The following is a 22,735-nucleotide window of genomic DNA, read 5'->3' on the forward strand; positions in this document are numbered from 1 at the left end:
CGCGACCACGACGCGGACCGGCGTCGGTAGGATGGCCCGCGTTGTCCAGACGCCCCCTACCGGCACTCTCTGGTACGTACGTGTCCAGTCGTCAAGGAGCTCCGTATGGGGTCGCGTTCCCGATCCTCCAACCGCTGGCTCAGCCTGCTCATGGTCGTGGTGGTCCTCGCCACCGGGGTGGTGCTCTACGGCGTGTGGCGGACGACGAACGCCGCCCGGACCGCTGACGCAAGTTCACCGCTGACCGTCCGGTACCGGACGGACACCCCGGCCACTGCTCCGGTCGGGCGGCCATGGCTGGAAGTGATCAACACATCAGACCAGCCGGTGGAACTGCACAAAGTGACGCTCCGGTACTACTTCAGCGACGACGATGGTGCCGGATACGCGAGCAACTGCCTGCAGACGGCCCTCCGCTGCTCGAACGTCACCCAGGTCGTCAGCGCGATGCCGCAACCGGCCACCACCGCCACCCACTACCTGCGGGTCGGCTTCACCTCAGCGGCCGGCACCCTGGCACCTGGCCAGACCAGCCAGGGCATCGGGCTGCAGCTGTACCGCCTCGACCGCAAGAACCTGGATCAGGCCGACGACCGCTCGTTCGATCCGGCGCTCTCCAGCTACGCGCCCTCGACCCGCGTGACCGGCTATGTCGACGGTGTTCTCCGCTGGGGAGAGGAACCCGAGGGCGCCCCACCGGCAGCCTCTCCACGGCCCTCGAACCTGCCGACCGGAACTCTCTTCGACAACTTCCACTACGCCGACGTCGCCGATCCGGCGGTGACCGCCAACGGTTGGCAGGCCCGCACCGACGGCGGCGGGCCCGGTATCGCCAGCACCTGGTCAGCGGACGCCATCAGCTTCCCCGCCAACCGAAAAGCGCAGGGCGGGCAGGTACTTCAGTTGCAGGTAACCACCGACGGCACCCGGGAAGGCACCCGGCAAGCCGAGCTGATCGGCATCGACAACACCTTCCTCACCGGCACCATCGCCGCACGAATCCACTTCACCGACAAACCCGCCGCCGGTCGCAACGGCGACCACGTCATGGAATCCTTCTGCACGATCTCGCCGGAGTCGACCTCAAAGCGCTACAACGAACTCGACTTCGAGTACCAACCCAACGGCGGTTGGGGTGCCCCCGGTCCCAAGCTCGACACCACCAGCTGGCGTAGCGCCGCACAGGGGGACCGCACCACACGCGCCCTGAATCGAAGCCTCGCCGGGTGGCACACCCTGATGATCACCGCGGTCGACGGTACGGTCACGTACTCCGTCGACGGCAAACCGGTCTTCAGCAGCGGCGGCAAGACCTTCCCCCGCGAACCCATGCGCATCCACCTCAACACCTGGCTGATCGACCTGCCCTTCACCGGCGAACGAACCTGGAACATGCAGATCGACTGGATCTACGCGGTGGACGGCAAGGCGGTGAGCGTGGCGCAGGTGCAACGCGCCGTGGACAGCCTCCACCGGAACGGAATCAACTACATCAACACGACGAACCGTCAGTAGGGGGACGGCCCCTGCCCTCGTTGATGTCGTCGGACCGCGCGGGCCTTACGACATGGTCGGCCAGACCCACTCGGTTCAGCGCGTTCCGCAGCTCGCCTGCGTCGATGTTGTCGTGACCGCATGGCCCGGGCTCGCCGGCCGCAGTCGTCACGCAGACGGACGGCTGTCGATCCGCCACGGCCGCCAACTCCGTCCGGAGTTCACCGGCGGCGACCCGCGCGGCCTCCCGCGCCGCTTGGCTCGGCGTGCTCCGGCCCATGCAGGCTTCGACGACCCAGCGATGGCGGCCCAGGCGCGTGGAGGACTCGATGCCCTTACGGGCGATGCGCATTTTGATCCCCCGCCGCCGGACCTCGCAGCACAGCTCGCGGGCATCGTACGCCTTGTCGGCGTGCAACTTGTCTGGCCGCAACCGGCGGCGTCCGCCTGGGGTGCGTATCGCCGGGACGCTGTCGAGCATGGGTAGTAGCAGTGGGCTGTCGTGGACGTTCGCGACGGTGACCAGCACAGCCAGGGGCAGTCCCTTCCGGTCGCAGATGACATGGAGTTTGCTGCCCGATTTGCCGCGGTCGACCGGGTTCGGGCCGGTCAGATCGCCCCCTTTTCCGCCCGTACGCTGATCGAGTCGACCACCGCCCTCGACCAGTCGATCCGACGGTCGCTGCTGATCCGGTCCAGGGAGGCCTCGTGCAGCCGCAGCCAGAACCCGGCCGCGGTCCCCTGGCTGAGCCGCCGGTGCGCGGTAGCCCGAGTCACCCCGAACGACGCCTCCGGCAGCTTCCCCAGGAACAACCCGCCTGGATCACGTACACGATCGCAGCCAGCACCGCCCGGTCGTCCACCTGCCGGCGACCGCCACCCTGCGGACGAACCGGCCCGGCCGGGATCAACGGCGCCGCTATCTCCCACAGATCATCCGGCGCCCAGGTACGGATCATGGCCTCGTCCACGGAAGCAGATCATCACACCAGGGCAACGACCATCCAAATGAGACACGGCCTTATTTACCAGGCTCTAACGGAACGGCGGCTTCGATCGCGAGGGCGTCGAGGTGACGGGCGATGGCGGCTTTCAATGATTGGGCGGTGTAGATGTCTGGCCGGATGGCTGCATGCACGGCGAGGCCGTCGAGCAGGGCGTGCAGGCGTTCGGTCTCAACGTGTATGTCGGTCGGGGCCAGACCTGCTGCCGAGAGGTCCGTGAGGATCCCTTGACAGCCGGCCCGCAGCGCGTCATATCCCTCGTCGCGCAGGTCCCGCAGCGCCGGGTCGACCAGGGCGCGGGATGTGAAGGCCAGCCAGAGCTCGTTCTCGGCGCGCCGTTCGTCGTCTAGTGGGAGCAGCTCAGCCAAGACGCGCTCTGCTCTTCGTCTCGGGTCGGGCTCGGGCTCCAAGCTGGCGAGGCGGGACTCGATCCGGTCGATGACCGTCCGGAACGCGAACACCATCAGTTCGGACTGACTCGCGAAGTAGTGGCGCAGGGATCCCATCGACAGCCCTGCCTCACGGGCGACGTTGCGGACTGAGGCGTGCTCCAGACCGTCGCGGCGGATCACCCGGTCCGGCCCCGCCTCAGCCTTTGCGTTGGTCGCCATCGCCAACACGCTCGTAATGGCCTTCAGCCGCCGCGACCGGGAGATCGCCAGTCTGATCCTGCTCGGCGTCACACCCGGTCAGGTGCGGCGGATGGTCGTTGTGGAAGCGCTGCTGGTGACCGGGCTTGGGTTCGGCGTGGCGGCCATGTTCCTCGCTATCGGACTGAACGGCTACCACACGGCGCTGTCACACAGCCTCCTCGCCACCCAGGTGCAGCTGCCCTGGCAGGAACTGATCGGCCTGGGCGTCGCCTGCCTTGTAGCGGCGACTGTGACCAGCCTGATCGCGGTGAGTCGGATCCTGGGACGGCCGGCCATGGCGATGGTGGCCGCCCGTGAGTAATCCGCGAAGCCACCTCGACAACCGGTCGGGATCCAGCGCGGTGTCGGCTTGACCGGTCCATCCGATGACGGCGGCTTCGCTGAGGTACGCGACCGGATTTCCAACTCCGCCAGGGATGGCAGTGAACCCGCCGGACAGCACCTGGGCGGCCACAGCGGAGGCGGTCGTGGTCGCCCGCTGTCGCAGGATGCCGCCTGCATCGTCGACCTCGACGGTCGCCGGGCCATCACCGCCCGGGGCGACCGACGAGGTCCGCGGCGTATAGGGCGGCGTTGCTCAGCAACTGCCGTGATGTGGCCGTCTCCGCAGTACGAGCGGGGACACGGCCGTGCTGTCCAATCTGACCAGGCGCCGATGCACCGTTATGAGCCGAGCCGGACTGTACGACAGCGGCGGCGCGCGCAACATCAGGATGAACGTACGCGCCCTCGCCTAGCCTCCGGCCAGGGCGCGCCGCTGTCCATTGAGGAGTTGTCGTGATCACCAGGTTCCTGCGGCGACCTGCCCAGCGCATCAACATGTTCGTCGCGGTGGATGGTGGATGCACGCGCCCGTTGCCGCGATATGGCCGCTGATGCCAGATTTTCGGCCCGATGGCGACTGGCTGGATCACTTCTATCCTGATGACGGGCGCTTGACAGCCCGTCTTCTGTAACAGAACCTGTTACGACAGGGGGGGTGATGGGGGCAAACAGTCGACTGACGATCGCCGTTCACGCACTGGCATGGATGGCGCTGGCTCAGCGTCGCGGTCAAGAGCTGATGACGTCGGACCAGGTTGCCGCGAGTGTGAACACCAACCCGGTGATCATTCGGCGTAGCCTCGGTGATCTCCGCGAGGCGGGCCTTGTTGAGGTTCGCCGCGGCGCCGGGGCGGGCTGGAGCTTAGCCCGCGCACCGGAGGAGATCACGCTGCTTGCCGTCTACGACGCCGTCGAGCGGGAGCCGCTCTTTGGCATGCATCGCACCGAGCCCAACCTGGAGTGTCCCGTTGGCAGGGGCATCAGGCCCGCGCTCGGACGGGTCTACGGCGGGGTCGAGCAGGCCCTGCGACACGAGCTTAGTTGTACATCGATCGCCGACGTGCTGCGGCAAAGCCTGGACCTGCAGGCCCAATAGCGATCATGGGGGTTGACCAGCCGACGCATCGCGTTGGCTGTAACAAGAGTTGTTCTAACAATGGAGGCGCAGCGTCGATGAGCGCCGCACGTTATCCCGTCCTCGAACTCAGGCAGTACACGCTGCATCCCGGCAAGCGCGATGCCCTGATCGATCTCTTCGACCGGAAGTTTGTTGAGACTCAAGAAGCGGTCGGCATGGCCGTCGTAGGGCAGTTTCGCGACCTAGATGACCCCGACCGGTTCGTCTGGCTCCGCGGATTCCAGGACATGCCCCGCCGGGCCGAGGCGTTGAGCTCCTTCTACGGCGGTCCCGTCTGGAAGGCTCACCGAGATCAAGCCAACGCCACGATGATTGACTCAGACAACGTGCTGCTGCTGCGGCCGGTGGATGGGCAACTCGGCTTCCCGACTCCAGAATCCGCACGACCACCGGCCGGCGCCAGGTCACTGCCATCGTCGCTCATCGTCGCGACGCTGTACCACCGCGACGGCCCCTTCGATGAGACGTTTGTGGAGTTCTTCGACCGACACGTGCAGCCAATCATGGTCGAAACGGGCGCCACACCGCTGGCGTGCCTGCAGAGCGAGCATGCCGAGAACACCTACCCCGCCCTACCGGTACGCACCGGTGAGTACGTCTTCGTGTGGCTCTCGCGGTTTGCAAGCCTTGACCACTACCGGGATCACGTCCAGCGCCTGGCGCGCTCACAGAGATGGCAAGACGAAGTGCTTCCCGAGCTGTCGGCGATGCTCGCGGGCAGCCCGCAACAGCTGAGGTTGGCGCCTACCGCAAGGTCGCTGCTGCGCTGAGGGTCAGTGCTTGCCAGCCCGAGCGTTGGAACTGATCCCTCGATGCCGGCAGCGACGTCGGGTACGGCGGGTACGAGGTGAGGCGCCCGGATGCGCTCGGGTTCCGGCCGTCCGATTGCCAGCGTTGCTGTACGTCGCTGCTTGTTTGTCCGACGGGCCGCCAGAATGCCGAGAGGGGTGTGAGTCCTCTCTGTCGGGCCGTCGTAGCGGCCTGATCGAAGCTGGGGGCGGCCTATCTGGGGGCGCCGGTGAGGGTGGCATGCAACGGTGCAGGCACGGAGCCGCGACCTCGCAGGGCTGCGGAACCCGGTCGTGCGCGCTGGCTATGACCCCCTGCCACCACCACGGCGCCGCGGGTGCTGATCCGCACGGAGGGCCGGCCGGCTGTGATGGTGGGACGGACCGACTCCTACGTCGACGCGCTCGTCGACTCGTCGGCACGATGCTCGCCGACCCAAGCGCTTCTACCGCAGACACATCCACCGCGAAACGAACTGGACCGGATCATGACTCCGTCCGGGCCCTACGACCTAAGGAACCTCATGTCGCAGCACGTCCCGGTCACCGCCGCAGCCCATGGACGCAGGATTCCCGCCCACCAGTTGGGAGACAAGGAGATGCTTTGGGCGTTCCTGCGGTTCGCCCGGGCGACTGTCGTCGCCAAGACCGACGGCCTGTCCACCGAGCAACTCAGCCAGTCCCACGTGAGCTCGGCGACCACCCTCGGCGGCATCGTCAAGCACCTGGTGACCAGTGAGAACCACTGGTTCGGCAATGTGCTGGGCGGACTCGGGCTACCGATGCCGTTCAGCCCAGCCGACCCCGACGCGGACTGGCGCATCGAGGATGGCGAGGGCACCGCGAGCCTGGTGGCGGCATACCGCGCGGCGTGCGAGATCAGCGACCAGGTCATCACCTCACTGGCCCTGGACAGCACCGGCACCGGCACACAGACTGACGACGACTACACCCTGCGATGGGCGCTGACCCATCTCATCGCAGAAACCAACAGGCACGCAGGCCACGCTGATCTGCTGCGGGAACTGACCGACGGCGTCCGCAGCTGGTGACCCCCCGACAGCCATCCCAACCACACCGATCCCTTGCCGACGCGGGCGTACGAGCCGCGCTGGCGAGCCGGGACTTCGACGCGATCGACAGCAAGATCGTCGCTTTGGTGTCGGCTCACGGGCGAATCAGCCACGAAGAGATCGCCCGCCGCGCACACGTGTCCCGTCCAGCCGTGCACGAGCGAGTTAAGCGGCTCGCGCCTGGCCGACCGTTGGCTCGCCCCGCCGCCCTACCGGTCCGATCGTCCGTGGGCGGATCCAGGAAATCTGGTGGCACGAGACACCCATCGCTGAGCGTCCGCTGCGGCCGTCCAGCCGCGACGTAGCTCGGTCACCCCAGTCCGAGCCTGGCGCGTTATGCTAGTAGTACTTTGTCACGTTTTGGCCTACGGTAGTGGTTGGCGGCAACTGCAGCTCGCTGGATCCTGTATGGACGGTGTTGAGGTGGTTCGCCTGCGGGATGACCTGGCCGAGTTCGCTGCGGATGTGTTTGGTTCGTTGACCCGGGCGGGTTGGCGGGACCGGGCCGTGTTGTATCTGCAAGGGCTGATGCTGGACGTCGCCGTAAGTCGATCCAGCCGATGGCGGGCCGCCTGGAGGGTGTGCACGATCAGGCGTTGAACCATTTCGTGACGAACAGTCCGTGGGACGTGGTGCCGGTGCGGCGGCGGCTGGCGGCACGGATGGACGAGGTGATCGGGCCGGTGGCGTGGGCGGTGGACGACACCGGTTGGCTCAAGTGCGGATCCGAGTGACCCACCTACGCCGGTCGATCGTCGACGGATCGCCTACCGCGCGGACGATTGCCGCACCAAATACCCATGGCTGACGTGCGGGACGTCGAACAGGTTGACCTGGACCTACGGGTACGGGTTTAGCGTCACGGTATGCGAGCAGGGGACGTGGCGCGACGGGTCGGGGTGACGGTACGGGCGCTGCGGTACTACGAGAAGACGGGGCTGGTCGTGCCGGCCCGGCTACCAAACGGTTATCGGGACTACGGCCCCGTGGCGGTCCGGCAGGTCGAGGAGATCCGTGAGCTGACCCGCCTGGGCCTGTCGGTGGCGCAGACCGGCCCGTTCGTAGAGTGTCTGGCCGGCGGGCACAGCTCGGGTGATGAATGTCCCGCTTCGTTGGCCACGTACCGGCGCGCCATTGATGACATGTCGGAGCGGATTGAGCGGCTGATCCAGCGGCGTGATGCCTTGGCCGCTCATCTTGAGGCCGCCGCCAACGCGGCGATGCCGATCGCGGCAGCCGCAACGGCGAATCGCGACGCTGATGGCCTTGTGACCTCTGAAGTTCACGGCGGTACGTCGGCGCTAGTGGGGGTGGACCTGCCCGCGGTGACGTTGCCGGCAACCGACGGTTCGACGATCGACCTGGCGGCTCTGGGTGCCGGCCGGACGGTGGTGTACGTCTATCCGCTGACCGGCCGGCCCGGGTTGGACCTGCCGGAAGGCTGGGACAACATTCCCGGCGCGCGGGGCTGTACCGCCGAAGCCTGCGGGTTCCGGGACCACCACGAGCAGTTGCTCGACGCCGGGGCGGCCGGGGTGTACGGGCTTTCTGCGCAGTCCAGCGACTACCAGCGTGAGTTGGTCGACAGGCTACGCCTGCCCTTCGCGATGCTCGCCGACCCGGGATTCGCGGTCCGCGACGCGCTGGGGTTGCCGATCTTCGAAGCCGCCGGAATGACCCTGTACCGACGACTCACGATGATCATCACCGCTGGCGCGGTCGAGCATGTCTTCTATCCGGTGTTCGCGCCGGACCAGCACGCCGATCAGGTCCTCGACTGGCTGCGCGCACAATCGGGAGGCACCCGATGACCACGATCACCTGGCTCGGCTTGGGTGCGATGGGTACGCGCATGGCCCGCCGGCTTGTTCACGCGGGCCATGATCTGACGGTCTGCAACCGCAGTCCGGGCGGAGCCGACGCGCTGAAGGCCGTTGGCGCTCACGTGGGTGCGACACCGGCGGAAGCGGTACGGAACGCGAAGACGGTATTCGTGATGCTGGCCGACCCAGCATCCCTGCACATGGTCACCGAAGGAGCCACTGGAATCGCCGCGGGGACCGGCGCGGGCGCCACGGTGGTGGACATGTCCACGGTCGGCCCGGCCGCGGAGGGCCGCCTTCGGGCGGCGCTCCCGGACGAGATCAACCTCTTGGATGCGCCTGTGCTGGGTAGCCTGACCGAGGCCGACGCTGGGACCCTGACACTGCTTGTCGGTGGGGCTGCCGAGGCGATAGCTCCGGTGCGGCAGCTACTGTCGATCCTCGGCGACATCATCCATCTCGGCCCTGCAGGCACCGGCGCGGCGGCGAAGCTGATCGCCAACTTCTCTCTACTCGGCACGGTCGGGGTGCTCGGCGAGGTGCTGGCGCTCGCCGACGGGCTCGGCCTGCCCCGTGAGGTCACCTGGCGCGTCCTCGCCCATACCCCGCTCGCCGCCCAGGCCGACCGGCGACGACCGGTGGTCGAGGCAGACGCTTACGTGCCGCGGTTCCCTCTGGCACTGGCCCGTAAGGATGCCGACCTCGTCGTCGACGCAGCCGACGCTGCCGGCGCGGACGTCCGGCTCGCCCGCGCGACCCGGAGCTGGCTGGCCGACGCCGAGGCGGCCGGACTCGGCGCGCGCGACTACACCGCTCTACTGGGTCATATTCCGTCATCCCGCAACGACCCGGAACGCACCGGTTCCGCCAGCCCGGCCAACAGCATCGACGTCCCGCATCGCACGGGGGGAACCACCACGAGCCACACAGGAGAGCAGGCGTGACCCAGCAACCGTACGGTCACATGACCGCCGTCTTGTTCGACCTCGACGGCACCCTGATCGACACCATGACAGCGGCCCCTGCCGCATACGCGGACACGATCCGTTCCCTCGGCGGCCCGGACGTCTCACGGGCCGACATCGTCGCCGGCTGGCACATCGGGCCCACGCCAGCGGTGCTGGCACACTTCCTCGGCAGAACGATCTCAGCCGGCGAACTCGAGTCTTTTTACCACCACTTCGAGGCGGCCGTCGCCACCGTCCAACCCTTCCCCGGCGTGGTGCAGATGCTCGATGCGCTCAGCCGCGACGGCTACGGCCTCGGCGTGTTCACCAGCGCCACTCGGCGCGCCGCCACCCTCACGCTCGCCACCGCATACCTCGACCGGTTCTTTTCCACCGTGATCTGCGGTGACGACGTGCGTCGGTACCAGGCCTCGACGGTCTCGCGGCGCCTGTCGTTGGTGGTCGGGTTCTATCGGGTCTGCGTCATCGACGCCATCCTGGAACACTCGCCGGCCGACTACGTCCGCCGGCCCACGGTGCCGGCCGAGTCGCCGACCCTCGGGCTGGGTCACCTGCAGTTCGAGGCGCTGATCACGACCGCCCGGCTGTCGAGCAACCCGAACGACTTCGCCCTGGTCGCGCTGTTGGGCCTGCTCGGGCTGCGGATCTTCGAGGCCTGCGGGTCGAATATCGCCGACCTGGGCGAGGAGCACGGCCACCGGGTACTGCGCGTGCGCGGCAAGGGCGGCAAGGTCGTCATGGTTCCACTACCACCGGCGGTGGCCCGATCCATCGACCGGGCTGTCGACGACCGCCCCAGTGGGCCGATCCTGCGCAACACATTCGGCGGGCGGATGGACCGGCACGCCGCTACCCGCCGGCTCAAGCACCTGGCTCGGGCCGCAGGGATCCGGATGCCGAGGAGGCATCCCCACATGCTGCGTCACACGTTCGTGACGACAATGCTTGACGCCGGCGTCAGCCTGCGCGACGTGCAGATCGCCGCCCGCCACGCCGACCCGCGAACCACCATGCGCTACGACCGGGCCCGCAAGAACCTCGACCGGCACCAACTACATCCTGGCCGCGTACATGGCCTCCGGGACATAGCCAGCCGCTCGCGCATCTGCCGAGTTGTGGCCATTCACACGGTGACGACCGGCCTCCTCGGTTGGCCTAGGTACTGTGAACGCCGCCTGCCGTGGCAGAAACATGTTCGATACGACGACGGGAGCACGGTCGATGTCATACGTACGACGCTTCGACCACGTCGGCATCACGGTCGCAGATCTCGATGTCGTGACCGCCTTCTTCGTGGCGCTCGGCTTGGAGGTCGAGGGCAGGGCGTTCATCGAGGGCGAGTTTTTGGAGACGGTCTGCGGCATTCCCGACTCCCGCACCGAGATCGTCATGCTGAAGTCGCCCGACGATGGTGCCCGCCTGGAGCTCGCGAGCTTCGTGCGGCCCGACTCCGTGCCGGGCTCGCCGGCCGCCATGGCCAACGAGCTGGGGTTGCGAAACGTGTCCTTCGAGGTCAACGACTTGCAGGCCGCTGTCGATTGGGCAGCGAGCGAGGGCTACGGACTGGTCGGTGGCATCGGCGAGTACGAGGGTGCTTGGCGAATGGCCTACGTCCGGGGGCCCGAAGGGATCATCGTCTCGCTGGCCGAGCGCATCGGCTGAACTCGCAACGCCCGCATCCGCTGCCGAGCGGGCGCCGGAAGGCAGGAACTCCCGTCACTCTCCGTAGACGTCCGGCGCAGGCATCGGCTCGATGCCTGTGCACGCACGTGCCGAATAGAGGATGTTCGCGGGATGACCGGCTCGACTCGGACACGGGCGGGAGGCACCCCTCAAGCGTCAGTCCGTTCGGGCAGCGGGCTCATCGCCGTGAGAGTCCCCATTCCTTCCGTGCTTCCGGCAGGGTCTGCTTACGCGTTGACCAGGTCACCCGTTGCCGGATGAGTGTCGAAGCCCCATACGCGGCGTCGTTGTCGACGTCGATACCAAGCGCGAGCAGGTACTCGACGAGGAGTTGGCGGTCTAGGCGGTCTCGCTTGAGCCGCCTCGAGTACCGCTCGACGTGCTCGAACCATTGCGGGCGGCCGCTCTCATGCCACGACCGGCGGCCGTCCTCAGCCTGCGCCGCGATCGTGCGCACGTACATCAGCGGCGGCTCTCCCTGTGGTCCAAACAGCTGCAGCTGGGTAGAGGCGTGACCGACCGGCGTGCGCGGCTGGTGAACCGAGATAACGCCTCGCCATGACATGTGCGCTGCGAACCTGCCCACCACGGGAAACGCGTCGCCTCCGTTGAGATCGTTGTTGAGATAGCAGGTCCACCGGCCGCCATGCTCGACCAGGAGCTCGGTGGTCCACGGCGCCTCCAGCGGCAGGAGCTGCTGCAAGCATTCCGGCCAGCAGTCAGTCAGTGGCTCGACCGTCAGGTCAGACGGGTTGGACTGGTCGGCCTCACGCCAATCCGCCAGAGCCGTCTCTACCTCGTCCTTGGGTGCCTCGATCCAGCCCGCCGACCAGCCCACCGGTGGCCACGGGCCACCCAGCAATGAACTCACGTACGGACCCTAGCCACAAACGTCCGGACACGCCGCTGACAGCGCGGGTGGCCGCCTGGCTCGCCATCTGTGTTCCGTGCCGCATGTGATGATCGGTTCGTGAGCCTTCGTGAGTGGCAGCGCCTGACGCATATCGAGCGGGCTTTCGCCGAGGGACCAGCTGCCGGTGCTGCTGGCAGACCCCGCCAGTTGGGAGTACCCGGATGATCCGAGTTGGATCGGTGCGCTGACGCTGGTGGAGACCGAAGCCGGCAGGACGATCAGCCGGATGTCCGCCGACGAGATTGCCACACGCGACAACGTTAGGCGAGCGGCTCGGAGTCCTGTAACGGCATCCGCATCTAGCCGCGATCCGCGCCGGTATCCGCGCCGTAGTCTTGGCGCGGCGCCGGCCTCGGTTAGGTGTCCAGGTCGGTGAGTGACGGTCGTATCGCCGCAGCCGGATGCCGAGCACGTCGTAATGCGAGTACGTGTGGATGTCGTCGGTCGTCTCCAGCAGCAGCGCCCGGTCACCACGTCGCCACACCGCCCGGTAGCTGTCGTACGCTCCGGTCACCACGCGCTCCGGCGCACCCAGACGGGTGGTCATTAGCGCGGCGAGGCGATCCCGTTCGGCATGGAACTTGGCCCGCCGTGCGTCCGGCCGCCGAGCCCACCGCGGGGGCAGGTCCTCGTCGTGCTCGTCCTCGTCGTCGGGTCGTCCGGCTCCTCCGCCCCGAACGCCGGCCAGTGCAGCGCGCACGGCAGGTGCACCCACACGTCCGGATCCGGCGGGGCCGCACCGAGCTCGACCAGCCACCCCGACGGTTCGCCCTCGTGGTCGACGGCGAACTGGGGTGCTCCCGGGCCGCCCTCCCAACCGACGTCCTCGTCGGGCCGGGCGAGACTCCACTCCACGAACATCGCCTCGACCGTCGCCCGTTCCCAGGGCACGTCGGCCAGCGTGATCATGCGATCCACCCACACCTCGTCGACCGGGAGCAGCTTGAGTGACATGACGGCAGACCGTACACGGCAAGGCCGGGCCGTTGGATGAGCGTGCGCCTGGCTCGTCGGCGTTAGGGCAAGGCCCTAGCATTGCCCCATGATCGGGGACTTCGCGGATCGGCTCCTGTGCGACATGGCCGGCCTCGATCCCTGCACAGCGGTCGTCGAGGCCGGCGAGCAGGATGTCGACGGGCTGACCGACTACAGCCCGGAGGGCCACCAGGCCCGCGCCGATCTCGCGGCCCGCGCCCTGCGCGAGCTCGAGATCTTGGGTGATGCACTGCCGGCCGCGACCCCGCTGCACGCCCACCTCGCCGAACGGCTGCATGCGCGTATCGCCTTCCACGACGCCGGGGAGGATCTGCGCGAACTGCACGCGGCGGCCACCGGTCCGCTCCAGCTCATCCGCCAGGCCGTCGAGGCCGCGGTTCCCGGCCGCGGCGCCGATGGCGCGGCCTTCGAGGAGGGCTGGGCTCGTGTCGGCGCACGCCTGGCCGCGATCCCCGCGGCCCTGGACGGCTATGCCCGCAGCCTTCTACTCGCCGCCGAGCGCGGCAATTTGCCGGCGCGGCGCCAGGTGGAGCTCGTGACGCAGCGCTGCCGCAACTGGGTCGACGACGATGTCGCCCTGGTGGATCGCTACGGCGAGGGGCGTCAGCGGGCGTCGTTGCAGACCGCAGCGACGGGCGCGCGGGAGGCGTACCAGAAACTGGCCGAGATGCTGACCGCGGACCTGGCACCGCGGGCCGTTGAGGAGGAAGCGTTCGGGCAGCAGCGGTACGCACTCTGGGTGCGCACCTTCCTCGCGGCCCAGCCTGATTTGCGCGAGCTGTACGACTGGGGCTGGGACGAGTTCCGAGCGACAGAGGCAGAGCTCATCGCGGAGGCGAAGGCCCTGGGCGGGAGCGTGCCAGAGGTGCTCGCCTGGCTCGCCAGCCCCGACGCACCCGGCACGCTGCACAGCAGGGAGGCGTTCGCCGCGTGGCTGCAGGAGCTGTTGGAGGCCACCACCGAGCGGCTGGACGGCGTGTACTTCGACATCCCCGCCCCGCTGCGGCGCATCGAGTCGCGGTTGACCACGTCGTCCGGCATTGCCTATATCGGGCCGTCGCGGGACCTGACGCGGCCGGGCCGGGTCTGGTGGTCCCTGGCCGAGGACGCAGCGAGTTTTCCCACCTGGTACGCCTACAGCACCGCCTATCACGAGGGCGTCCCCGGCCACCACCTCCACCTCGGCTCCGAGGTCTGCCGGGGAGGCCTCGAGCAGCGGCTGAACCTGCTCGGCGGCCTCTCCGGCAGCCAGGAGGGCTGGGCACTGTACGCCGAGCGGTTCATGGACGAGCTCGGGCTCTATGAAGAGCCGGGTGCTCGACTGGGGCATCTATTCATGCAACTCCTGCGGGCGGCACGAGTCGTGGTCGACATCGGCCTGCACCTGCGACTGCCGATGCCGTCTGAGGACGGAGCACCGTGGACGCCGGATGCTGCGCTGGAACTGCTGCGGGACCGCTGTCACCAGGGGCCGTACGCGTCCGCCGAGCTCGCGCGTTACCTGGGCCGACCGGGCCAGGCGCTGGCCTACAAGGTGGGTGAGCGCGTGTGGCTGGCAGGCCGCTCGTCCTTCCCCGGCGACCGGCGCGCATTCCACCGTCAGGCACTGGAGCTGGGTTCGCTGGGCTTGGATCAGTTGACGGTCGCCCTCCAGGGTGACCGCGCACCACTCGTGCACCACGGTGAAACAAGCCACGGACCGCGCTTGTAGCTGCACGTCCTTGACGTCCGACCAGTCTGAACCAGGGCCAGACATAACAGCGCGTACGACCTTGGTATCAACACGGTCATGGCCTACTTCCACGCCCGGATCCGCCGCAAGGCGCTCGTCACCCAAGTGGCGTCGGCGCCAGTCGCCAGCGTCCGGATGTGCCGATGGTAGTGCGCGTGCAGGCGGACCAAATCAAGGGTCACAGCGGGAGCAGCGTCGGTCGAGGATCACTCGTCAACCGGGTCAGTTCCAGGGATCGGCGTTCGGATTCTCGCCGAGCAGCCGCGCGCTCTCCAGGCACAAGTCTTCGCCGAACAGTTGGTTGCCGCGGGAGTCGGTGCCCCATGCGTCGTCGGCGCAAGCAGCGATGGCGCGCTATGTGTAGCCTTCAGCCCGCCATTGCCTGACTTGCCGCGCGATGTCCGTGGTCAGGGTCAGTCCCCACGCATGCAGCACGCGCCGAATCTACGCTGAGCGTGGGGCCGCAGTGCCGACGGTGCGGGCCGGTTCCCGGGGAGGGAAGCCTGGCAGGGCCGTCTTCGCTGTCCTCGTCGCGCGCCGCCGCCGAGGATCGCTGTTTCGGAACGGTCAGTGCACCGGGCCGAACAGGTGGGTGGCGTATACCAAGGCCCGGAATGGTGCGGGCTCGGGCGGGGCGAGTCGGTCTGGGTGAGGTCCGTCCGGGGTAATGCCGGGCCAGTGCTCGCTCAGCCAGTCCTGCTCGACCTGGTAGAGGCGGTCGAACCGCGACCGTAGGGTGGCGACCAGTCGTGGGATTCGTTCGGAGGGCGAGCCGCTCAGGTGACGGGCCAGGTAGGCGATGGTCAGCAGGACCTGGAACTGCTTGAGACCCGGCGTGATCTGGCGAGGCTGGACTGCTGGTGGCGGCCGATCGAGTTGCCGCCGCAGCTTCGTGTGTACCTCGGACCAGGCGCGGTCATCGCCCACACCGGCCAGCCCGATGACGGCGTAGTCCGCGACCGCCTCTGGAACACCGGTCAGATGCGCGCCTAGCACATCGGATGCCGCAGCGCCTGCACGCTTGGCGAGGGCGAGCAGCGCGGCGCAGCGCAGATCAACCGAGCGCTGCGGCATGGCCAGCAGATTCCGCAGCGCCGCGACACCTTCGTCGCCCTGGGCATCACCCAACGCCGCGACCACCGTCACCTTGTCAGCGGCACGGAGCGATCCCAGCAGCCCGACCAGCCGAGCCTCCCCAGGCGGGCCTTCCATGACCGCGTTCTTGACCGCTGTCTCAAATGATCGGTTAGCCACGCTCAGCACGATGACCGACTCCGGCGCTGCTCGTCCAGCACCAAGGCCGAACGCGGGGTACGTGCGCCAGACGCATTGATCTGCCGAAGCTTCTGTCACGGCGCCAGGCGCAGGCCGGCTATTCATGTCGAGTTGACCTCGCCGCGGGGCGACACTCGCCTAGTCGTGATCAACTAATCGGTTCGATCCGGGCTCCTATACTCGCCCGGTGATCGAGGGATGGTCGGTTGTCCCGCAGCGGGCGGCGGTGGATGCTGCCGGCCCGAACGTCGAGGTCGTGCATGGTGATGGTGTCACCTTCGCGTACGGGGCCGACGCTCTGGTCGTGATCGTCGACGCCGGAGACCGGCCCCACGGCAACGCTGTCGACAACGCGAACACAATGGTGCTGCGGGAGCCTTTGCCCAGCGAGGCGACTCAGTGGATGAGCTCGAAGAACCAGGCCAATCAGCCGCTTCTGGGCTTTGTCAAGATGGCCGATGGCTGCCTGGCTCTCGATGAGCTCTACCAAGCCCGCAGCATCTACCGCGGGATGAACCCGTACACCGGGGAACAGGGGTCACTCACATTCGCTGAACTGACCTGGGGCGAGCGGCTTCCCCCCGAACTGCTGGACAAGGTGCGGCCGACGCCGAAGCCGACGCTGCCGGTACCCGGAATCGACTGGCTGGACGATGTGCCGCAGGACCTGACCCGGGCACTGCGCTCCTTCCTGACCGCTTGGTACGCCGATGTGCCAGTGCCACCGGCCACACCCCAACACGCGGCCATGAAACTCCCGGCCCCGTTGCTGGCCTTCCACGACATCGCCGCCAGCCGCGAGGAAACACTCGGCCGGCAGGACTTCATCGAGCCGCTCGACAGGATCGAGTACCTGGAAGACGAGCCGCTGGTGGCCTTCGCGGCCGAGAATCAGGCCGTCTGGGTGGCGTTGATCGACCCCACCGACGACGATCCGGTCGTTTGGTACGACGGCGGCCCGCAGCGGCTGCGCGAGCGGGAACGCCTCAGCGGCTTCCTGCTCCAGTTCGCCCTCAACGAAGCGGTGAGCACCTCACCGTTCACCGGCTTTGCCACGGTCACCACGGAGGTGCTGGACCGGTTCGTCGAGGATCTGGTTCCCGTCCCGCTGCAGCCGATGCGTGTACCTGGCGACCCGACGCGCCACTGGGTGGCTCCCGGACTGGTCGCCATGGCCGCCGACTACGGCGACAGTGGTATCTGGCTGAGCGTCGGCAGCCGGCAACGCTCAGCCCTGCGGCCCCTACGCTCCCGCCTCGACTGGGAACAGTTCAATGGCTAGCCAACAGAATCTCTCGGGTCCGCGCCCACCTCTCCTGCGGCGGGATGGGCACGTGCCGCTGGTCGACGGTCCACCCAAGACCAAGTGCACGCATCTGGCGCCGGGCGTGCACTGCAGTGCGCCGGCGATCACCACGCGCCGTACGCCGCTTCGGCAGACTGAACGGTAAGCGGGGTGCGCGCTCGTAGCCGATGAGCGGATGCGCTGACCAGGCGCAGGTACGGCGTCGCTTTGCCAAGTGGGCACAATGACGCGGTGACGCAGCCGATGCCCCACACCCTGAGCACCTTGGCCGCCGACTTCCGGGCCCTCGGCCTGTCAGCCGGAGACACGGTGCTGGTGCACTCGTCGGTACGAGCGTTGGGGTTCGTCGTCGGTAAGGTACAAGCCGTCGTCCAAGCTCTGCTGGATGTGGTCGGCCCCGCCGGCACGCTGGTCGTCCCGACGCACACACCCTTTAACTCCGACCCCGCGCGCTGGCGCAACCCGGCCGTCCCCTCAGCGTGGTGGCCTGTCATCCGAGAGCAGAACCCCGGTTTCGATCCGGCGCGTACTCCCAGCCGGCACATGGGTGTCCTGGCGGAGACCGTGCGGACCTGGCCAGGCGCCCTGCGCAGTGGGCACCCGCACGTGTCGTTCGCCGCACTGGGCACGCGGGCGAGAGCGATAACCGGCGACCATCGACTCGAGGAAGGGCTGGGCGAGAAGTCACCGCTCGGAGCCCTCTACCGAGAGCACGGCAAGGTCTTACTGCTGGGTTGCGGGCACGAGCGCAACACGTCGCTGCATCTGGCGGAGCACCGACAGGCCCAACCACCGATGACCGATTACGGAGCCGCTGTTCGTGGACCGGACGGCAACAGCCGTTGGGTCACTTGGACGGCGCCGATGGCTGACGCCTCGGACCTCGCCGACATCGGGGCCGCGTACGAGGCAACGGGCGCCGCCAGAGTCGGACCGGTCGGCAGCACCGTAGCGCATCTCATGCCACAGCGTGGCCTGGTCGACTTCGCTACGACATGGTTGGACCGCCACCGGTCATATCGAGAAGGGCCGCAGGTTACTCACGTCGATAAAAATCCGGTGCCGGATCTGCCGCCGTCCGGGCGCGCCTGACCCGAGCAGCGACAGCCGCCAGAGAACCGCCTGGCATTGTGCTGGTGGTCGTCGCCGAGGTGGCACGGCCGAGGGCGGTGGCGTGCGCCCGCGGGACGATGTTCTCGATCAGCTACGTTGCCGGCGTGGATATCCAGGTGCTGGAGGGTGCGCTCGTCGAGGTGCCGGCGGCCGGCGTCAGGGGTATGGACCGGCGTGCGTTCGGCGAGTTCGTGGGGCCGCGCGGTGAGTTGGCCTCGTACGCGTTCGGCTGGACCACCGGCTCGGACCCGCACGTCGCCCGCCTGTCCATCGGGATCGGTGCCGGCAATCCCGGCGGTGGCACCTTCCACGCCGTCATCTTCGCGAACGAGGATGGTCACGCGTTTTCGCTCACTGACGAGCCGTTCGAGCGGGTCCCGCAGGGCGGTCCGGACCTGACCGCGGACCAGTCGCGCGCCCACGAGGACCTGCCGTTCGTTTGGTGGGTCACCGACCACGTCTTGCAGCATGATCGGCGAGCCTGGTGGATGCGGCACTGGCTGCTGGGCACCACCTGTATCCAGACCCTTGAGGTCTTCGAACGCCGCGAGCCTGTTCTGCTGATCAGTCACGACGCGGACGACGGAGTCTGGCAGCTGATTGGAGCGTCCGACACGGGCGGCAGCACCGGCAAGGCCGGGCACCTGTACCATGCCGTCGACGAGGACCAAGCCTGATCGACGTTCTTGACCTGCCGCCCGGGCGCAGCGCGGTACGCGCGGGCGTCGGAGAACCCTGGACCGCCCACCGCTAATCACCAATGCTGGGCGAACAGTGCCCCGGCATCCGGATCTGCCGCTATTGCGGGCGCGGTGGTGCGCTGTTCCTGTTCAGGCGAGTGGTTATCGGCCGCGTGTGAGGGCGGCTGCTAGCGGTTACTTCGGCGCCCGGGGCCGCCGTATAGGTGGACACGGTTGTCGACATCGTGGTCCGGTTCGCCGCGCGGAAAGCGGTCGTGTGCAACATGGCCGTTGCTGACATGGACCGCCCAGTCCTCGTAATACCAGCTGGGGTCGCACGCGCAGTCGGTGAACCGGAACCGGAAGTTGGCCCTATACCGGCCGACTTGCCCGTGGGTGAGGGTGAACAGGCGGGTCGACACTCCCGTTCGGGGAAACGCTGCCCGGCCGGGCAGGCGCTCGACGGTTACCGCCGAGCCGTCGACGGTGAGCCATAGATTAAGGCTGCGGGCGATGCTCACGCCGCCGGTCAGCACCTCGCCGCGACGTGTGTAGCCGGCGGCCTCATCAGCCAGGACGTCATGGACTACGACGTCGCCTGCGGGCAGCGGCGCAGGAAGCGTCACCGGCCGGTTGAGTCCTCGACGGGCGTCGGCCTGTGGAGCGCCGCGCCCAGCCGCGCTCCATCGCACGCGCACCCGCTGGATGACGATCACGCCCTAACCATGGCCCACTGGCCGCACGCCTCGCCAGCCGATATCCGCTCATGCCGCTGATCGCGCGTCTTGACCGGCGTCGAGGATCGCATGCCCAGCATAGGCGGCACGCCAGTTACGCACCGTGACAGCCGAGCCCGGAGAGCCGGCTAACTGGCACCCTTCAAGTGAAGTCGATGTGTAACGGATCAAGTGGAGCCCGGCACGGGCAACCCGCCGTCCCGCCCCACTGAGAATCACGGCGGGTTGACGTGTCGGTACCCGGTGCTACGCCAGGACGCCGCCTGATGCCCGGACGCGCACGAGCCAACGGCGAAGAGCGCATCGGCAGGACATGTAACGAAGATCATCGCTCACACGCCATCCAACTTGGACAGACGGATTCCTGTCCCGGCCGGAACGATCCGGCGCCCCCACGCCCACGACGTAAGGATGCTATGTCTCTGCACAAGCAACGACGTCTCCAGCTGGCCGGCGCACTCGCGGGGAGTGCACTGACCATCACCACCATCGGACTGCCCACCGCCGCGAACGCGGCCCCACGCCAGACTGACCTCGTGGTCACCGCCAGCGCCGACCCGGCCGAGGTCGTCGACAGCGGCGACTGGAGCACCCTCACGGTAGACATCCGCAACGACGGCAGGCAGACCAGCGACCCGGTCACCTTGTCGTTCGCTCTTCCGGCCGGCGTCGTCTTCGTCGGCGATGGCTACGTGATCCCGGAGAGCTGGGAATGCGACCTCTTCGGCACGGTCACCTGCACCACCGTGCCGATCCCCGCGAAGTCCGCGGCCGAGCCGCTCAGCATCCCGGTCAGGGTCGCCGCCGGCACTGCCGGTGACGTGCTCACCCTGAGCGCCACCGCCAGCGGCGGCAACGAGTCGTCGGTCGCCAACAACACGGGCACGGCGGCCCTGCGCTACATCCCCGCCACGGTGGACCTCGACTTCACCGCCGAGCCAGTCGAGTACCAAAGGCTCAACGGGGAGGTCGTCGGCCTCAACACTTACGTGGAGAACACCGGGCGGGCGAAGTCGGGCGAGGTAGCGGTCACCGTGCCGCTCCCTGCCGGCCTGGTCCCATACAGCGCATCCGGCGACGGCTGGACGTGCGCCTACGGCGACACGGCCGCCGACGGGCTGCCGGGCTACCGCTGCACCTACGCCCCGCTCTGGGCCGGCCAGAGGAGCAATTGGCTCGATGTGGTCGCCAAGGTCAGCGGGGCGCAGCCCGGCACCGTCCTCGACATGGTCGCCACCGTGTCCAACCCGGTGCCGGACGTCAATCCCGACAATGACACGCTGCGGACCCGGGTCACCGTCGTCGAGCCGGTCACCATCCGGGGCACCGTCTGGGTAGACAGCGACCAGGACGGCGTAAGGGACGAGGGCGAGCCCGGCGCCGCCACTGCAAGCATCGCCGGGATCCAGCTCGAACCGCAGGTAGACGGACAGCCGGGCACCACCGCAACCGTCAACCCCGACGGCACCTACGTCGCCCAGGCGCGGCCAGGCACGTACCGGGTCCGGTTCGCCGTACGGAACATCTACATCTACATCGACTCGGCCGACTCCGACCTGGTGTACTACGACAACATCTCCAACAGCTCAGGTACCAGGTACGGCTACGGCGACTGGATAAGGCTCGCGGGCGGTGAGGAGGCCGCGGTCGACGCCGGAGTGCTCTCGTACTTCTAGTGACATCTCGACACTTGGTAGTGGGCCCCGGTCCCGGGAATGCCCGGGGCCTGGGCTCCAGACAGGCACGGGGCCCAGTTGGGCTAGGCGTTTGGCCCGCGATTGAAGTAAAAATGTGATGTCAACCTGCCTGGCTATCCATCCGTTCTGACTTCTCGTTTACAAGGCGCTTCCGGCAAAGGTCGCAGCGTCTGCTGGCGTCCACCGCGTTCAGGTCGGAGGCAACGCCCGTCCGTGCTCGTCCGGCCTTGGCCGTCACCGTTGATGTCAACCACTGATGTCAGGTCCCGCTGCTGCCGTTCCGCGTCGAGCGGAGGCGAATCGGATCGAGGCGGGAGAACGTGGCTACGGAGTCCAAGTGATCCGGGGCTGCACGCCGCCCTGTTAGCGTCGATCGGTGCCCGCCACCGTATCGGTGTCCCCTCAGCCCACCCCTCGTACTCGTCGGCTGGGCCTGGGACTGGTCTGGCTGGCGACCGCTCTGGCCGGGACGACGGTAGTGGTGACCGGAGTGCTCCTCGCCCGGATGGACGAGATCTTCGCCTCGGCGGTGTCGCAGGGCCGCGCGCTCCCCTTCACCGGCGAGGCCAGTGAACAGTCCATGCTGCCGTTCGTGCTCGGGTGCGCCCTGACCGCTCTCTTCCTCACCACCGCAGCGCTGGGTTACCTGCTCCGAGGGTGGGCCTACCACAGCGAGGACATCGGCCTGGCGCTTCCCGCTGCCGCGCTGATCATCGTGATCGTCCTGTGCACACCGCTCGTCGCGCCAATCGAGCTCGCCCGCCAGCAGTACACCCACGACCTCTACGGGTGGTGGTACTTCCCCTTCCTCATTGCCACCGTGACCTGTCACCTGGGCTGCCTCCTCGCCGCGGCGGTGGTCCTGTCTCGCACGCGGTCAACCTGAGAGAGCCGCCGAGACCTACGGCGAGACCTTCGCCGAGCAAAGGACGACCCCCGTCGGGGGGATACGGTTACAGGCTGCTGACGGGTGCTGGACAGTACCAACCGAAGTCGGCATGCAGCCCGCGGCCAACATCCCGTGACATCCCGGACTGACGCTGATCGAGGCTTGCGCTGCCTTCTTGCTGCTTCGCCTCCCCCCTCTATCGGCGTTGCTGATGCTGTTGAATCTGCTTCTCTAGCAGCGCTAGGCGGGCCTGGATGTCGGCCAGTTGCACTGCTGCATGCCGCGCGCGCACGTGCAGGTCGTCCAGGTCCCTGCTGAGTTGGTCCTCGGCGTGTTCTTCGACCGGAGGGGGCATCTCGGCGGTCGTCATTCCTGTTCTCCCCATGATCGAGCAATCGGCGAGGGCGGCTGGCTGCGGACACCGTACCCAGGCCTCTGACCAGGAAAAC

At 67.8% G+C, this 22,735-nt stretch carries 25 protein-coding genes and 1 pseudogene; 17 read left to right on the forward strand and 9 right to left on the reverse strand.

What is annotated here, in order from left to right; all coding sequences use genetic code 11:
- The first annotated feature begins 105 nt into the window (after positions 1-105).
- A complete protein-coding gene (locus KBX37_RS06035; protein ID WP_210774927.1) occupies positions 106-1,515 on the forward strand; it encodes a cellulose binding domain-containing protein in 1,410 nt (469 codons plus the stop codon).
- On the opposite strand, the gene KBX37_RS06040 is transcribed toward KBX37_RS06035, so the two are convergent.
- From KBX37_RS06040 to KBX37_RS06050, 4 genes are all read right to left on the reverse strand, one after another.
- Positions 1,493-2,161, reverse strand: coding sequence for a transposase (locus KBX37_RS06040; RefSeq protein WP_307848975.1), 669 nt, complete (start codon positions 2,159-2,161; stop codon positions 1,493-1,495). The genes KBX37_RS06035 and KBX37_RS06040 overlap by 23 nt on opposite strands.
- Positions 2,104-2,307 (reverse strand): hypothetical protein, encoded by a 204-nt coding sequence (locus KBX37_RS34220; RefSeq protein WP_247657129.1) that lies wholly within the window; start codon positions 2,305-2,307, stop codon positions 2,104-2,106. The genes KBX37_RS06040 and KBX37_RS34220 overlap by 58 nt, the downstream gene beginning before the upstream one ends.
- Positions 2,268-2,453, reverse strand: coding sequence for a transposase (locus KBX37_RS35885; protein ID WP_374103673.1), 186 nt, complete (start codon positions 2,451-2,453; stop codon positions 2,268-2,270). Before KBX37_RS35885 ends, KBX37_RS34220 begins: the two co-directional genes overlap by 40 nt.
- A 62-nt stretch (positions 2,454-2,515) precedes the next feature.
- Positions 2,516-3,109 carry a TetR/AcrR family transcriptional regulator gene (locus tag KBX37_RS06050; RefSeq protein WP_210774929.1) on the reverse strand — a complete coding sequence of 198 codons (594 nt, stop codon included), beginning with the start codon at positions 3,107-3,109 and terminating at the stop codon, positions 2,516-2,518.
- Between KBX37_RS06050 and KBX37_RS06055 the strand changes: the two genes are divergently transcribed.
- The 10 genes and pseudogenes from KBX37_RS06055 to KBX37_RS06100 all read left to right on the forward strand — a co-directional run bounded on the left by KBX37_RS06055 (position 3,099) and on the right by KBX37_RS06100 (position 10,927).
- The gene (locus KBX37_RS06055; RefSeq protein ID WP_210774930.1) at positions 3,099-3,452 is read left to right on the forward strand and encodes an FtsX-like permease family protein; all 354 of its coding nucleotides are present in this window, start codon (positions 3,099-3,101) and stop codon (positions 3,450-3,452) included. The two genes, KBX37_RS06050 and KBX37_RS06055, sit on opposite strands and share 11 nt — an antisense overlap.
- Before the next feature lie 729 nt (positions 3,453-4,181).
- Positions 4,182-4,571: an Rrf2 family transcriptional regulator gene (locus KBX37_RS06060; RefSeq protein WP_247657130.1), complete on the forward strand. Its 390-nt coding sequence runs from the start codon at positions 4,182-4,184 to the stop codon at positions 4,569-4,571.
- 77 nt (positions 4,572-4,648) lie between these two features.
- Positions 4,649-5,383 (forward strand): NIPSNAP family protein, encoded by a 735-nt coding sequence (locus KBX37_RS06065; RefSeq protein ID WP_210774931.1) that lies wholly within the window; start codon positions 4,649-4,651, stop codon positions 5,381-5,383.
- A gap of 542 nt (positions 5,384-5,925) precedes the next feature.
- On the forward strand, positions 5,926-6,453 hold the full coding sequence (locus KBX37_RS06070) for a DinB family protein (protein ID WP_210774932.1): 528 nt from the start codon (positions 5,926-5,928) through the stop codon (positions 6,451-6,453).
- Positions 6,450-6,779, forward strand: a complete 330-nt coding sequence (locus tag KBX37_RS35890) for an AsnC family transcriptional regulator (RefSeq protein ID WP_210774933.1) — start codon at positions 6,450-6,452, stop codon at positions 6,777-6,779. Before KBX37_RS06070 ends, KBX37_RS35890 begins: the two co-directional genes overlap by 4 nt.
- A gap of 291 nt (positions 6,780-7,070) precedes the next feature.
- Positions 7,071-7,208 carry a transposase gene (locus tag KBX37_RS34225; RefSeq protein ID WP_247657131.1) on the forward strand — a complete coding sequence of 46 codons (138 nt, stop codon included), beginning with the start codon at positions 7,071-7,073 and terminating at the stop codon, positions 7,206-7,208.
- Positions 7,209-7,340: 132 nt separating this feature from the next.
- The gene (locus KBX37_RS06085) at positions 7,341-8,285 is read left to right on the forward strand and encodes a MerR family transcriptional regulator (protein ID WP_210774934.1); all 945 of its coding nucleotides are present in this window, start codon (positions 7,341-7,343) and stop codon (positions 8,283-8,285) included.
- Positions 8,282-9,241 (forward strand): NAD(P)-dependent oxidoreductase, encoded by a 960-nt coding sequence (locus tag KBX37_RS06090; protein ID WP_210774935.1) that lies wholly within the window; start codon positions 8,282-8,284, stop codon positions 9,239-9,241. The genes KBX37_RS06085 and KBX37_RS06090 overlap by 4 nt, the downstream gene beginning before the upstream one ends.
- A 65-nt stretch (positions 9,242-9,306) precedes the next feature.
- Positions 9,307-10,239 (forward strand): annotated as a pseudogene (locus KBX37_RS35895) (tyrosine-type recombinase/integrase); the annotation flags it as partial.
- Between the two features lie 247 nt (positions 10,240-10,486).
- Positions 10,487-10,927, forward strand: coding sequence for a VOC family protein (locus tag KBX37_RS06100; RefSeq protein ID WP_210774936.1), 441 nt, complete (start codon positions 10,487-10,489; stop codon positions 10,925-10,927).
- Between the two features lie 199 nt (positions 10,928-11,126).
- On the opposite strand, the gene KBX37_RS06105 is transcribed toward KBX37_RS06100, so the two are convergent.
- Together KBX37_RS06105 and KBX37_RS06110 are read right to left on the reverse strand one after the other, a co-directional pair.
- Positions 11,127-11,819 (reverse strand): hypothetical protein, encoded by a 693-nt coding sequence (locus tag KBX37_RS06105; RefSeq protein WP_210774937.1) that lies wholly within the window; start codon positions 11,817-11,819, stop codon positions 11,127-11,129.
- 588 nt (positions 11,820-12,407) lie between these two features.
- Positions 12,408-12,815, reverse strand: a complete 408-nt coding sequence (locus tag KBX37_RS06110) for a hypothetical protein (protein WP_210774938.1) — start codon at positions 12,813-12,815, stop codon at positions 12,408-12,410.
- Positions 12,816-12,903: 88 nt separating this feature from the next.
- Between KBX37_RS06110 and KBX37_RS06115 the strand changes: the two genes are divergently transcribed.
- Positions 12,904-14,568, forward strand: coding sequence for a DUF885 domain-containing protein (locus tag KBX37_RS06115; RefSeq protein WP_210774939.1), 1,665 nt, complete (start codon positions 12,904-12,906; stop codon positions 14,566-14,568).
- A gap of 588 nt (positions 14,569-15,156) precedes the next feature.
- Here KBX37_RS06115 and KBX37_RS06120 read toward each other — a convergent pair.
- Positions 15,157-15,843, reverse strand: a complete 687-nt coding sequence (locus tag KBX37_RS06120; RefSeq protein ID WP_210774940.1) for a hypothetical protein — start codon at positions 15,841-15,843, stop codon at positions 15,157-15,159.
- Between the two features lie 208 nt (positions 15,844-16,051).
- On the opposite strand from KBX37_RS06120, the gene KBX37_RS06125 reads away from it, so the two are divergent.
- The 3 genes from KBX37_RS06125 (at position 16,052) to KBX37_RS06135 (ending at position 18,960) form a co-directional block, all read left to right on the forward strand.
- Positions 16,052-17,146 carry a hypothetical protein gene (locus tag KBX37_RS06125; RefSeq protein ID WP_210774941.1) on the forward strand — a complete coding sequence of 365 codons (1,095 nt, stop codon included), beginning with the start codon at positions 16,052-16,054 and terminating at the stop codon, positions 17,144-17,146.
- Positions 17,147-17,401: 255 nt separating this feature from the next.
- Positions 17,402-18,262 (forward strand): AAC(3) family N-acetyltransferase, encoded by an 861-nt coding sequence (locus tag KBX37_RS06130; RefSeq protein WP_307848972.1) that lies wholly within the window; start codon positions 17,402-17,404, stop codon positions 18,260-18,262.
- A 44-nt stretch (positions 18,263-18,306) separates the two neighbouring features.
- Complete coding sequence (locus KBX37_RS06135; RefSeq protein WP_210774942.1) at positions 18,307-18,960, forward strand: hypothetical protein; 654 nt, start codon at positions 18,307-18,309, stop codon at positions 18,958-18,960.
- A gap of 191 nt (positions 18,961-19,151) precedes the next feature.
- Here the strand turns inward: KBX37_RS06135 and KBX37_RS06140 are convergent, their stop codons facing one another.
- Positions 19,152-19,679, reverse strand: coding sequence for a hypothetical protein (locus tag KBX37_RS06140; RefSeq protein WP_307848973.1), 528 nt, complete (start codon positions 19,677-19,679; stop codon positions 19,152-19,154).
- Between the two features lie 437 nt (positions 19,680-20,116).
- Between KBX37_RS06140 and KBX37_RS06145 the strand changes: the two genes are divergently transcribed.
- Both KBX37_RS06145 and KBX37_RS06150 read left to right on the forward strand, forming a co-directional pair.
- On the forward strand, positions 20,117-21,376 hold the full coding sequence (locus tag KBX37_RS06145; RefSeq protein ID WP_210774943.1) for an SdrD B-like domain-containing protein: 1,260 nt from the start codon (positions 20,117-20,119) through the stop codon (positions 21,374-21,376).
- 397 nt (positions 21,377-21,773) lie between these two features.
- Positions 21,774-22,283 (forward strand): hypothetical protein, encoded by a 510-nt coding sequence (locus tag KBX37_RS06150; RefSeq protein WP_210774944.1) that lies wholly within the window; start codon positions 21,774-21,776, stop codon positions 22,281-22,283.
- Positions 22,284-22,482: 199 nt separating this feature from the next.
- Here the strand turns inward: KBX37_RS06150 and KBX37_RS06155 are convergent, their stop codons facing one another.
- Positions 22,483-22,656 carry a hypothetical protein gene (locus tag KBX37_RS06155; protein WP_210774945.1) on the reverse strand — a complete coding sequence of 58 codons (174 nt, stop codon included), beginning with the start codon at positions 22,654-22,656 and terminating at the stop codon, positions 22,483-22,485.
- Positions 22,657-22,735 lie beyond the last annotated feature (79 nt).

The sequence above is a fragment of the Micromonospora sp. U56 genome (genome assembly GCF_018070095.1).
GTDB lineage: Bacteria > Actinomycetota > Actinomycetes > Mycobacteriales > Micromonosporaceae > Micromonospora > Micromonospora purpureochromogenes.

Bases quoted from the DNA above. Each gene is read 5' to 3' on its own strand.
- KBX37_RS06035 (WP_210774927.1), top strand. From the start codon at position 106: ATGGGGTCGCGTTCCCGATCCTCCAACCGCTGGCTCAGCCTGCTCATG.
- KBX37_RS35885 (WP_374103673.1), bottom strand. From the start codon at position 2,453: ATGATCCGTACCTGGGCGCCGGATGATCTGTGGGAGATAGCGGCGCCG.
- KBX37_RS06050 (WP_210774929.1), bottom strand. From the start codon at position 3,109: ATGGCGACCAACGCAAAGGCTGAGGCGGGGCCGGACCGGGTGATCCGC.
- KBX37_RS06060 (WP_247657130.1), top strand. From the start codon at position 4,182: ATGGCGCTGGCTCAGCGTCGCGGTCAAGAGCTGATGACGTCGGACCAG.
- KBX37_RS06065 (WP_210774931.1), top strand. From the start codon at position 4,649: ATGAGCGCCGCACGTTATCCCGTCCTCGAACTCAGGCAGTACACGCTG.
- KBX37_RS06070 (WP_210774932.1), top strand. From the start codon at position 5,926: ATGTCGCAGCACGTCCCGGTCACCGCCGCAGCCCATGGACGCAGGATT.
- KBX37_RS06085 (WP_210774934.1), top strand. From the start codon at position 7,341: ATGCGAGCAGGGGACGTGGCGCGACGGGTCGGGGTGACGGTACGGGCG.
- KBX37_RS06090 (WP_210774935.1), top strand. From the start codon at position 8,282: ATGACCACGATCACCTGGCTCGGCTTGGGTGCGATGGGTACGCGCATG.
- KBX37_RS06100 (WP_210774936.1), top strand. From the start codon at position 10,487: ATGTCATACGTACGACGCTTCGACCACGTCGGCATCACGGTCGCAGAT.
- KBX37_RS06110 (WP_210774938.1), bottom strand. From the start codon at position 12,815: ATGTCACTCAAGCTGCTCCCGGTCGACGAGGTGTGGGTGGATCGCATG.
- KBX37_RS06115 (WP_210774939.1), top strand. From the start codon at position 12,904: ATGATCGGGGACTTCGCGGATCGGCTCCTGTGCGACATGGCCGGCCTC.
- KBX37_RS06145 (WP_210774943.1), top strand. From the start codon at position 20,117: ATGTCTCTGCACAAGCAACGACGTCTCCAGCTGGCCGGCGCACTCGCG.
- KBX37_RS06155 (WP_210774945.1), bottom strand. From the start codon at position 22,656: ATGACGACCGCCGAGATGCCCCCTCCGGTCGAAGAACACGCCGAGGAC.